Origin of the sequence: Aeromicrobium sp. (assembly GCF_049586495.1) — a bacterium.
Taxonomy (GTDB): Bacteria; Actinomycetota; Actinomycetes; order Propionibacteriales; family Nocardioidaceae; genus Aeromicrobium.
In genome coordinates, this window is the sequence record NZ_JBAVCB010000235.1 from 1 (window position 1) to 11145 (window position 11145).

Annotated in this window: 10 protein-coding genes, 1 tRNA gene and 2 pseudogenes; 6 read left to right on the forward strand and 7 right to left on the reverse strand. The window is 67.8% G+C overall.

Going from position 1 to position 11145, the window contains the following annotated elements; all coding sequences use genetic code 11:
* The 3 genes and pseudogenes from WB508_RS12115 to WB508_RS12125 form a co-directional block, all read right to left on the reverse strand.
* Positions 1-289 (reverse strand): annotated as a pseudogene (locus tag WB508_RS12115) (homoserine kinase); the annotation flags it as partial.
* Positions 286-1350 (reverse strand): threonine synthase, encoded by a 1065-nt coding sequence (gene thrC / locus WB508_RS12120; RefSeq protein WP_423845138.1) that lies wholly within the window; start codon positions 1348-1350, stop codon positions 286-288. The gene thrC and the pseudogene WB508_RS12115, both read right to left, overlap by 4 nt.
* An 18-nt stretch (positions 1351-1368) precedes the next feature.
* On the reverse strand, positions 1369-2688 hold the full coding sequence (locus tag WB508_RS12125; protein ID WP_423845139.1) for a homoserine dehydrogenase: 1320 nt from the start codon (positions 2686-2688) through the stop codon (positions 1369-1371).
* Between the two features lie 56 nt (positions 2689-2744).
* Here WB508_RS12125 and WB508_RS12130 point away from each other — a divergent pair, with 56 nt between their 5' ends.
* Both WB508_RS12130 and WB508_RS12135 read left to right on the forward strand, forming a co-directional pair.
* Complete coding sequence (locus WB508_RS12130; RefSeq protein ID WP_423845140.1) at positions 2745-3431, forward strand: AzlC family ABC transporter permease; 687 nt, start codon at positions 2745-2747, stop codon at positions 3429-3431.
* The gene (locus WB508_RS12135) at positions 3428-3739 is read left to right on the forward strand and encodes an AzlD domain-containing protein (RefSeq protein WP_423845141.1); all 312 of its coding nucleotides are present in this window, start codon (positions 3428-3430) and stop codon (positions 3737-3739) included. Before WB508_RS12130 ends, WB508_RS12135 begins: the two co-directional genes overlap by 4 nt.
* Here the strand turns inward: WB508_RS12135 and WB508_RS12140 are convergent.
* Positions 3711-5069 (reverse strand): MFS transporter, encoded by a 1359-nt coding sequence (locus WB508_RS12140; RefSeq protein WP_423845142.1) that lies wholly within the window; start codon positions 5067-5069, stop codon positions 3711-3713. The genes WB508_RS12135 and WB508_RS12140 overlap by 29 nt on opposite strands.
* Before the next feature lie 65 nt (positions 5070-5134).
* Between WB508_RS12140 and soxR the strand changes: the two genes are divergently transcribed.
* Together soxR and WB508_RS12150 are read left to right on the forward strand one after the other, a co-directional pair.
* Positions 5135-5584, forward strand: a complete 450-nt coding sequence (soxR, locus tag WB508_RS12145; RefSeq protein ID WP_423845143.1) for a redox-sensitive transcriptional activator SoxR — start codon at positions 5135-5137, stop codon at positions 5582-5584.
* A complete protein-coding gene (locus WB508_RS12150) occupies positions 5581-6240 on the forward strand; it encodes a histone deacetylase (protein WP_423845144.1) in 660 nt (219 codons plus the stop codon). The genes soxR and WB508_RS12150 overlap by 4 nt, the downstream gene beginning before the upstream one ends.
* Here WB508_RS12150 and lysA read toward each other — a convergent pair.
* The 3 genes and pseudogenes from lysA to WB508_RS12165 all read right to left on the reverse strand — a co-directional run bounded on the left by lysA (position 6188) and on the right by WB508_RS12165 (position 9900).
* A pseudogene (gene lysA, locus WB508_RS12155) lies at positions 6188-7582 on the reverse strand (diaminopimelate decarboxylase). The gene WB508_RS12150 and the pseudogene lysA overlap by 53 nt on opposite strands.
* A 1-nt stretch (position 7583) precedes the next feature.
* On the reverse strand, positions 7584-9248 hold the full coding sequence (gene argS / locus WB508_RS12160; protein ID WP_423845145.1) for an arginine--tRNA ligase: 1665 nt from the start codon (positions 9246-9248) through the stop codon (positions 7584-7586).
* A 259-nt stretch (positions 9249-9507) separates the two neighbouring features.
* A complete protein-coding gene (locus tag WB508_RS12165) occupies positions 9508-9900 on the reverse strand; it encodes a response regulator (protein ID WP_423845146.1) in 393 nt (130 codons plus the stop codon).
* 79 nt (positions 9901-9979) lie between these two features.
* Here WB508_RS12165 and WB508_RS12170 point away from each other — a divergent pair.
* Both WB508_RS12170 and WB508_RS12175 read left to right on the forward strand, forming a co-directional pair.
* Positions 9980-10054: transfer RNA gene (locus WB508_RS12170), tRNA-Arg, on the forward strand.
* A 164-nt stretch (positions 10055-10218) separates the two neighbouring features.
* Positions 10219-11145: alpha/beta fold hydrolase (locus tag WB508_RS12175; RefSeq protein ID WP_423845147.1), on the forward strand; the 927-nt coding region annotated here is incomplete at its 3' end.

The following is an 11145-nucleotide window of genomic DNA, read 5'->3' on the forward strand; positions in this document are numbered from 1 at the left end:
GCCCTCGACCGTGCGGAATGGCGTTGCGGCAGGTCAGCCGCAACCCGGCCGGATCTTCACCCAGCAGGGCGAACACGCCGCGCATCGCTTGCACCACCAGGTGGGATTCGTCGAGCGCCACGGACCCTGCGCCCTGACCGATGACGTCGATCGACACGCCGTCGTCGGTGACCTCGGCGGTGATCTCGTCATGCAGGGTGAGCGCCAGTCCGAGCGCATCGAAGCCGGGGCCGATGTTGGCGCTGGACGCTGGAACCCGAACCGTGACCGGTCCGGCGGTGAAGCTCATGCGAGGCCGGCAGCCGAAGCCGCGGCGTGCACATCGACGTCGATGACCGAGTCGACCAGCGACTCGAATCCGCTCAACGCGGTCTCGGTGTCCTTGAGTCCGTGTCCCGTGACGGTCACGGTGATGCGCAGGCCCTTCTCCACCTCGCCAGTTGCGGCTGCGGCGAGCAGTCCAGCGACCCCTGCGGCTGAGGCAGGCTCGACGAAGGTGCCCTCGCGACTGGCGATCTCACGCTGCGCTGAAAGGATCTGAGCATCGCTGACGGCTCCGATACGACCGCCGGAGTCGTCGCGGGCCTGCTCGGCCAGCGTCCACGACGCGGGGTTGCCGATGCGGATGGCGGTGGCGACCGTCTCGGGGTGCTCGACCGGTGAGCCGTGAACCAACGGCGCAGCGCCCTCGGCCTGGAAACCCCAGAGGGCAGGTGTTCGAGTGGCGGGGCCGTCCTGGTGGTACTCCGTGAAGCCCATCCAGTAGGCCGAGATGTTGCCGGCGTTGCCGACCGGAAGCACGTGCAGATCCGGCGCGTCTCCCATCTGGTCGACGATCTCGAACGCCGCCGTCTTCTGACCTTGAAGTCGCATCGGGTTGACCGAGTTGACCAAGGCGACCGGGAACTCCTTGGCGAGCGCCCGCGAGATGTTCAGGCAGTCGTCGAAGTTGCCACGCACCTGAATGACCTCGGCACCGTGCATGACGGCCTGGGCCATCTTGCCGGCGGCGATGCGGCCGTGCGGAACCAGCACGATCGGAGTGAGTCCGGCGCGGGCGGCATACGCAGTCATGGATGCTGAGGTGTTGCCGGTGGACGCGCACACGACGGCCTTGGCGCCCTCGTCGACCGCCGCGGAGATCGCGGCCGTCATGCCTCGGTCCTTGAACGAACCCGTGGGGTTGTCCCCCTCGACCTTCAGCCACACGTCGCCGTGCACCATGGTGGACAGCCACGGCGAGTGAATCAGCGGAGTGCCACCCTCCCCGAGAGTGATGACGTTCTGGATGTCCGGGAGGCGGTCGCGGTACTCCAGGATCACGCCGCGCCAAAGACTAGCCATGATCAACGACCTCCGTCGTGGCCATCAGACGCCTCCCTCGACGCGCATGACTGAGCTGACGTCGCGCACCATCTCCAGATTTCGCAACGAGGCGACCGTCGCGGCCAGCGCTGCATCGTCAGCCTCGTGCGTCACGATGACCAGCTGCGCATCGGATCCGCTGCCCTCCTGGCGCACCGTGCGGATCGAGACGTCGAACTCGGCGAATTGATTGGCCACCTGCGCCAGCACTCCGGCGCGGTCATCGACATCGATCGAGACGTGATACCTCGTCCGGGCTCGGCCCATGTCGAGCACCTCGAGCCTCGCGTGAGTGGACTCGCCGGGCCCGTAGACGCCACTGCGCCGGTTGCGCGCCACCGACACCACGTCGCCCAGTACCGCGCTGGCGGTGGGCGATCCTCCAGCACCGGGACCGTAGAACATCAGCTCGCCGGCAGACTCGCTCTCGACGAACACTGCGTTGTAGGCACCGCGCACGCTCGCCAGCGGGTGGTCACGGCTGATCATGGCCGGATGCACCCGTGCTGAGACCGCGGGGCCGTCCGGGGTCTCGCGCTTCTCGCAGATCGCCAGCAGCTTGACGACGCAGCTCATGTCGGCGGCCGAGCGCACGTCTGCGGCAGTGACGTCACTGATGCCCTCGCGGTGCACGTCCGCGATGGTGACACGGGTGTGGAAGGCCAGTTCGGCGAGAATCGCAGCCTTGGCCGCGGCGTCGAAACCCTCGATGTCGGCGGTCGGGTCGGCCTCGGCGAAGCCGAGTCGCTGCGCCTCGTCGAGCGCCTCGCTGAACCCCTGCCCGGTGGTGGTCATGGCGTCAAGGATGAAGTTGGTGGTGCCGTTGACGATGCCAAGCACGCGCTGCACCGAGTCGCCGGCCAATGACTCGCGCAACGGACGCACGATCGGGATGGCTCCCGCGACGGCAGCTTCGAAGTACAGGTCGCGCTCGGCCTTCTCGGCGGCCTCGTACAAGGTGGCGCCGTCCTCGGCGAGCAGCGCCTTGTTGGCGGTCACGACGGAGGCACCGTGCTCGAGCGCCGAGAGGATCAGCGCACGGGCTGGGTCGATACCGCCGATGACCTCGATCACGACGTCGATGTCTCCGCGCGCCACGAGACCTGCGGCGTCTGTGGTGAACAGCTGGGAGGGTACGTCCAGGTCGCGCTCGCGGCCGAGTCGGCGAACAGCGATGCCAGCCAGCTCGATCGGCGCGCCCACCCGCTGGCTCAGCTCATCGGCATCGCGGGTGAGCAGTCGCGCCACCTGCGTGCCGACGACCCCGCAGCCCAGCAGGGCAATGCGGAGGGGACGGCCGGATTCCCACGACGAGGCAGACACGTGGCAAGGGTATCGGCCTCCCGCGCCGGGCCGACGGCCGTCTGGGATCCTGAGATGTGGCCAGCCTCGACTCTCCTGATCCTCGGGCGTCGTTCCGTGCGGGGTTGCTCGTCGGGCTACCATTTGCCGTCGCCGGCGGACTGCTCTCGTTGTCCTTTGGCGTGATCGCTCGCGACGCTGGTTTCAGTGCCGTCGCTGCCATCACGATGTCCCTGATCGTGTTCGCCGGGTCAGCCCAGTTCGCCTCCGTCGCGATCCTTGCGGCGGGCGGCAATCCGGCCGCTGCGGTTGCGGCTGCTTCGCTGATGAACTCACGCTTCCTGCCCATGGGCGCCGCACTCGCACCGTCGCTGCCCGGTGGGCGCTGGAAGCGCGCCGCGCAAGGGCAAGCCGTCGTCGACTCGTCGTGGGCGATCTCGATTAGGCCCGATGGTTCGTTCGACCGGTGGAAGCTGTTCGGCACGACGGCTCCGCAGTTCCTCACCTGGCAGCTTGGCACGATCGCCGGCGCCTTCGGCGGCGATCTGATCGGCGATGTCGACCGGTGGGGTCTTGACGCGATCTATCCCGCTTTCTTCGTCGCCATCTTGCTTCCCGAGCTCCGTGACCGCGACCGGATCGGGGTGGCGCTCGCCGGCGCAGCCATCGCCTTGGCCCTCGTCTCGTTCACTCCACCGGGCGTTCCCGTGCTCGTGGCCAGTGTCGCCGCCCTCTGGGGACTGCGGCGAAGGGCGATTCCGTGAGCGCGACCATCTGGTGGACCATCATTGGCGTCGCGATCACGACGGCCGCCATCAAGGCGTTCGGACCGGTGGTGCTCGGCGGTCGTCCGCTGCCGCCCCGGTTCGCGGGTGTGGTCATCTTGACGGCCCCCGCCGTGCTCGCCGCGCTCGTGGCGACGGCGGTGTTCGCCGACGGCGACCAGCTGGCGGTGGGCGCCTCTACCGTCGGCGTCGGCGCTGCAGCGATCGTGTCGTGGCGCAAGGGCTCGGTGTTGCTTGCAGTACTCGTCGCCGCCACCGTCACGGCCCTCCTCCGCGCTGTGAGCTGACACCGATGCGGCGCAGCGGCACGAATGCCGCCACGGTCACCGCAGTAGCCCCCGTCATCACCAGCACGTAGCCAAGCAAGGGGGTGGTCACCAGCAGTCCCGCGAAGACCACGCTGCCGACCGCGAGCATCATGGACTCCGCGGTCTGGGTGTTCAGCTGCATGACAGCGCTGTTGACACCTTGCTCGTGAGGTTCTGACAGTTCGATGACCAGGACCGACAGTGTCGACAGCGCCATGCCCATCCCAAAACCACCCACGGCCCAGCCGACGACGACCAGCGCCAGCGGTACGCCATCGACCAAGGACCCGACCGAGGCCAACGTTCCCACGACGATGCATGCGCTCCCCAGAGACACCCGGGTCACGCGATCCGCGAGCGCTTCGACGTTCGCAGCGCTCCACGCACCCGCGAACCACGTGAAGGCCGCCCCGGTGATGCAGGCACCCGCGGCAGCGACCCCCAGACCGCGGTGCTCGACGAGCGACAGCGGGAGATATGCCTCCGCTCCGGTGAAACCCGCCGCGAGCAGCCCGCGGGTGGCCAAGACGCTCGGGAGACCGCGCCCTCCGCTCCACGTCCGCGCTGGCAGGAGCCGTCGAGCGGACAACCCGATGGCCCCCACGGCCAAGACCAGCAGCGCGGGCCACCAGGCAACATCACGCTGGCCTGCCACGGTCAGCGCCAGCACGCCGAGGGCAAGAACCGTCGCCGTGCCGGTGGCGGCCCGGACCCGACCACCGCTGCCAGAACCGGCTGCCCGCAACGACGGCACCAGCGCGACGAGGCAGACGAGGGCGACCCCGGGAACCGACAAGAAGACCCACCGCCAGCCGAGATGCTCGGCGACCGAACCAGCGACCACGGGGCCCACGAGCGCAGGCAGCGTCCACGCGCTGGTGAGCACCGCGAAGGCCCGCGGTCGCAGATGGTCAGGGAACACCTGCCCGATCACGACGTACAGCGCGACCCCCGCCATTCCCTGGCCGGCGCCCTGGATGCCGCGGCCGAGCAGGAAGGCTGGCATGGAGGGAGCCACACCAGCCACCAGCAGACCACCGCTGAAGACGACGACCCCAACGACCATGGGACGTAGTGGTCCGGCCGCGTCACACCATGCCCCTGCGAAGGTCAGGCTGACGACCGAGACAGCCATGGGTGCGGCGAACGAGACGGCGTACCAGGACAGCCCGTCGAGATCTCTCACGACCACCGGCATCGCGGTCAGCACCGCCAACGACTCAAAGGCGAACAGGAACGCCAGAGCGAAGATTCCGACGGTCGTCGTGCCGAGCCGGCCGGTCCAGATGGAGTCGCGTGTCGTGGTCACCAGCACGACCCAACAACCTCAACTAAAGTTGAGGTCAACCACGACTCGTTGTTAAGGTTGTCGCGATGCTTCACTCCACCGACCTGCTGACCCCCGGCGAGGCAGCGGCACGTACGGGTGCTCGGATCTCGGCGCTCCATTTCTACGAGCGCGAGGGGTTGATCGAGAGCACCCGGACGGACGGCAATCAGCGCCGCTACCGGCGCGAAGTGCTGCGCCGGGTGGCATTCATCCGGGTGTCACAGCGCGTGGGGATCTCACTCAAGGACATCCGAGAGTCACTCGCGACCCTTCCGGACGACCGGGTGCCGACCAAGGCGGACTGGACCCGGTTGTCGCGCCGGTGGCGGTCCGACCTCGACGGACGAATCGCCCAGCTGGAGCGGTTGCGCGACGATCTCGACGGGTGCATCGGCTGCGGCTGCCTCTCGCTCAAGAACTGCACGCTGTACAACCCGGACGACACCCTCGCCCATCAGGGACCAGGCCCGCACCGGCTGCGAACGGACCGATGACCACACTGTCGATCGACGACTGGGCCGATCACGTCTGGTACGTCTCCTACGGCTCCAACATGTGGGCGACGCGGCTGGCTTGCTATCTGGAAGGCGGCACTCCTCCAGGCGGCGACCGCGCCAATCCGGGAGCTCGCGACCAGACGCCACCGGTCCGATCCACTGCGATCGACCTGCCCGGCACGCTGTACTTCGCCGGGAGGTCAGCGCAGTGGGGCGGCGGTGTGGCGTTCTACGACCACCTGTCGGCGGGCTTCACCGCTGCGCGGGCCTATCTGGTGACCGCACAGCAGTTCGCCGACGTCGCCGCTCAGGAGATGCGCCGCGAGCCGGTCGACAGGGACCCGCTGGCCGACGTGGTCCTCTCCCCCCTTCCGGACGGGCGGCACCGCGCCGGGCCGGGCGTCTACGAGACGTTGGTGGACGTGGGCTCGCTGGACGGCCGGCCGCTCCTGACCTTCACCGCTCCGCACTCGGCCCACGAGACCGAGCACACCGATCCATCAGACGCCTACCTCGCCGCCATGGCTGCCGGTCTGCAGGAGTCGCGTGACTGGACCGATGCGCAGATCGACGACTACCTGACGACCCGAGCCCCCGACGTCAGCCGAGGTCGAGGGCGAGGAGATCGTCCTCAGTCTCGCGGCGCACGATGACGCGAGCCTCCCCGTTGCGCACAGCAATGACAGCCGCGCGGGGCACGTGGTTGTAGTTGCTGGCCAGAGAGCGGCAGTACGCACCGGTGCCCGGCACGGCCAGCAGGTCGCCGGGTCGCACGTCATGCGGCAAGAATTCGTCCTTGACGACGATGTCGCCGGATTCGCAGTGCTTGCCCACCACGCGGCTCAGCACGGGCTGCGCGTCCGACGGTCGCGAGGCCAGGGTGCACGAGTAGTCGGCTCCGTACAGCGCGGGACGGATGTTGTCGCTCATGCCGCCGTCGACCGAGACGTAGCGACGCGATGCGCCACCGTCGAGACCAACGGACTTCGTGGTGCCCACCTCGTACAGCGTGAAGGTGGAGGGGCCAGCGATGGCGCGGCCCGGTTCGATCGACAGCTGTGGCACCTCGATGCCCATGGCCGCGCACTCGTCGTCGACGATCTAGAGCATGCCGCTGGCCAGGTCGGCAGGCGTGGAGGGATCGTCCTGCGTGGTGTAGGCGATGCCGAAGCCGCCGCCGAGATCGAACTCCGGCGGCGTGACGCCGAGCTCGGCCACGATCTGGGCGTGCAGGCGGAGCACCCGACGCGCTGCCACCTCGAACCCGTCCGTGACGAAGATCTGCGAGCCGATGTGCGAATGCAACCCCAACAGCTCTAGGCCCGGAGCACCAAGCACCCGCCGCACCGCGTCGAGCGCGGCGCCGTCGGCGATCGAGAAGCCGAACTTCTGATCCTCGTGCGAGGTGGAGATGTACTCGTGAGTGTGCGCCTCGACGCCTGCAGTGACCCGGACCATCACCTGTGCCGTCACACCGAGCTCGGCAGTGATGGCGGACAGGCGATCGATCTCCTCGCCCGAGTCGACGATGATGCGTCCCACTCCGACCTCGACGGCACGACGCAGCTCTGCGAGGGACTTGTTGTTGCCGTGCAGACCAATGTGCTCGGGCGGAAATTCCGCGCGCAGCGCCACAGCGAGCTCGCCGCCGGTGCAGACATCGAGCCGCAGGCCCTCCTCGGCCACCCAGCGCGCGGTGGCGACACACAGAAACGCCTTGCCGGCGTAGTAGACGTCGGCGTCAGGGAAGGCGTCGCGGAACGCGCGAGCGCGAGCGCGGAAGTCGTCCTCGTCGACGACGTAGGTGGGGGTGCCGAACTCGGCCGCGAGGTCGGTGACCGACTCCCCCGCCACGGTCAGCACACCATCGACCTTGGACACGTTCTGCGACCACAGGTGATCGACCAGCTGGTTGGAGTCCTCCGGCGTCTTGAGCCAGGCGGGACCGCGGTCGCCAGCCTGGCCGTGCAGGGCTCCTGCTTCGTGAGACCTCATGTCACATCCGTTCTGGGGCAGAGACACCCAGCAGCGCGAGGCCGTTGGCAATCACCTGCCGGGTGGCCGCCACCAGCACCAAGCGGGCCCGGTGCAGATCGGTCGGGTCCTCGTCCCCCTTGGGCAGCACGTGGCAGACGTCGTAGAACTTGTGGAAGGCCGACGCGGTGTCCTCGAGATCGCGCGCGACGCGGTGCGGCTCGCGCAGCTCCGCGGCTCGCGAGACGACCCGTGGGAACTCGGCCAGTGCACGCAGCAGGTCGCCCTCCTGTGCCGCCGACAGCTCGGCGGGGTCGTAGTGGTCTGCATCGACAACGATGCCCAGATCGACAGCATTGCGCAGGATTGACGACAACCGGGCGTGGGCGTACTGCACGTAGAACACCGGGTTGTCGCTGGTCTGCTTCGACCAGAGATCGAGGTCGAGGTCGATCGACGTGTCGGTGGAGTAGCGGGCCAAGGCGTAGCGGGCCGCGTCGACACCGATCGCCTCGACGAGATCCTCCAGGGTGATGACGGTGCCCGCCCGCTTGCTCATGCGCAGCGGCTCACCGTCGCGCACCAGGTTGACCAGCTGACCGATCAGCAGCTCGAGGTTGACCTTGGGGGTGTCGCCGAAGGCAGCGCACATCGCCATCATGCGAGAGACGTAGCCGTGATGATCGGCGCCGAGCATGATCAGACAGCGGTCGAACCCGCGCTCGCGCTTGTCCAGGTAGTAGGCGAGGTCGCCGGAGATGTAGGCCGGCTGACCGTCGGTCTTGATGACGACTCGATCCTTGTCGTCACCGAAGTCCGACGTGCGGAGCCACCGGGCGCCGTCGTTCTCGTACATCATGCCGAGCTCGTCGAGACGAGCGATCGCGCGACCGACGGCACCGGACTCGTGCAGGTCGTTCTCGTGGAAGAAGACGTCGAAATCGACGCCGAAGTCGTGCAGGCTCTGCTTGATCTCGGCGAACATCAGATCGGTGCCGCGCTCGCGGAAGGTCTCGAGGGCCTCGCCGTCGGGCAGCACGGCTGCACCGGGAACCTCGGCGACGATGGTGGCGGCGATGTCGTGGATGTACTGACCGCCGTAGCCGTCCTTGGGGGCCTCCTCGCCGCGCGCAGCGGCAAGCAGCGATCTGGCGAAGCGGTCGATTTGCACGCCGTGGTCGTTGAAGTAGTACTCGCGGGTCACGTCGGCGCCGACCGCGCTGAGAATGCGGCCCAGTGAGTCACCCACGGCGGCCCACCGCACACCGCCGATGTGGATCGGACCAGTGGGATTGGCGCTGACGAACTCCAGGTTCACCCGCTGACCTGTGTAGACGTCGCTGGTGCCGTACCCGGCGCCTGCCGCGACGACGTGACCGGCCAGAGCGCCCTGCGCGCCAGCGGCCACGCGGATGTTCAAAAATCCTGGACCCGCGATCTTCGCACTGGCGACACCGTCGGCCGAAGCGAGCCGATCGGCCAGCAGCTGAGCGAACTCCCGCGGATTCACACCCGCCTTCTTGGCCAGCTGGAGCGCGATGTTGGTGGCGTAGTCGCCGTGCTCCTTGACCTTGGGCCGCTCGACCACAACAGTCGACGGAACGCTGTCGGGGAGCGTGACCGATCCCGCGTCGACGAGCGCGGTGAGGGCGTCGACGATCGCTGCGGAGAGCTGTTCGGGGGTCACCTGACCAGCGTATCGGTGTTGCTGGACGGGGAACGACCCACAGGGTCGCGCCAACCTCGGGTCGACTCGGCGAGCCGAGGGGCGCGGGCCGAGCGGACACTCGGCACCCCTGTGGGTCGGGTGGCTGCTGATATTCACCAGCCAGTCCGGAATCGGACGTCCGGCTAGCGGACAGCCACCTCACATGTCCAAGAGCTACTCATTCTTGGGACCACCTCCTCTCCGTGTGCTGCAACGGTACGTCGCGCACGAGGCTCGCTCAAGAGTTGTCGCGCGCGGTTCTGACTTCGATGGCACGGTGCAGCTCGTCGACCAGTTCGTCGGGGTCGAAGGGCTTGACCAGAAAGCAGTCGACACCTGCCTCGGTGGCCCGTTGGATGTCGGCCGGGTGATTTTGCGTCGTGACCATGACGACGGCGATGTTCGCTGTGCGCGGATCGTTGCGAAGCGACGTCACGGTCGAGATGCCGTCCATCCGCGGCATCATCACGTCAATCGTGATGGCATCGGGCAACACGCTGTCAGCAGCCAGTTGTTCAAGGCAGGCCACGCCGTCGACAGCCTCCTCGACCGTGAATCCAGCCAGCTCCAGATTGGTCTTGATCAACAGACGGATCGAGGGCGTGTCGTCGACCACGAGCACTCTGGGCATGGGCCTCACCGTAGTGCGCGTGCGGTAGGCTCACACGGCAGTTGGTCAGATTGGCACCGGGTGTTTCGGTGCCACTAGGGCCCCCGTAGCTCAGGGGATAGAGCACCGCCCTCCGGAGGCGGGGGCGCAGGTTCGAATCCTGCCGGGGGCACCACTGATCTGCCCAGTGTGGTCCGGACCGTAGCGCCGAACCTCGCATCGTGAGTCCGTGGTGCTCGGGCGCGGTTCTCCTTGGCAAGTGATTCAACGTGCGGCCTCGTGGCCTATCCTGAGCACTCAATCCGCGGCTGGTTTCCCATGCGATGGGAGGTGTGGGCAGTGCCACGAACGCCAGACGTCCACTACGCCAAGGGCTCGCGCGGACATCTTGGGTTCTGGGCGATGGGCGACGGGCCACCCATCATCGGGTGGCCGGGCGGGATGATTTCGGCCCGCTCCGTGTTCGATGAGCCCCGCTGTGCGCACATGGAGCGCCAGATCGCCACCTTCGCGACGATGATCTGCATGGACCGGCAAGGACTTGGCTACTCTGACCCACTTGCGCCGGGCGAGGGGCCGACCCTGGAGCGTCAGGGTGAGGACCTGCTCGCCGTGATGGACTCCCTCGGCGCCGCCTCGGCTGCTGTGTGGGCGAACGCGTGGGACGCGCAGGCGCTCATGCTCCTCGCGGCGGCCCACCCAGAGCGGGTCAGCAAGCTCATCATCACCTCGTCCACCCCTTGCCCCGTGAGCAGTCCAGACTGGGCCCATGGGGTCCCGGACGACGTTCTAGCAGCCCTCAAGGCCGAGCTTGACGCACCTGGATCCGGCCACGGCCCCGGTGACCTGAGCCCACTCATGGCTCCCAGCGGGCTCGGGGACCAGTCGATCGCCGAGTGGATCATCGAAGGCGGCCAAGCCGGACCTACGACCGCCGCTGCCTATTTGACCACCACCCTGTCGGCCGACGTCCGCGCAAGCCTCGGCGCCATCGCTGCGCCGACCCTGATCCTCCACAATTTGTTCGACCAGTGGGTGCCCATCGAAGCAGCGCGGTTCATGGCCAAGGAGATTCCCCACGCGCGACTCGTTGAGTACGACTCCGCAGACCACCTCGTCTTCACGACCCATCTGGACGAGAAGCTGTCCGAGATGGAGGCGTTCATCGAACGAGCGGACCAGCCTCGCGTCAACCGTCGCCTGCTCACCGTGCTCTTCACCGATGTCGTCGGCTCGACGGAGCGACTTGCTGCCACGGTGGATGCT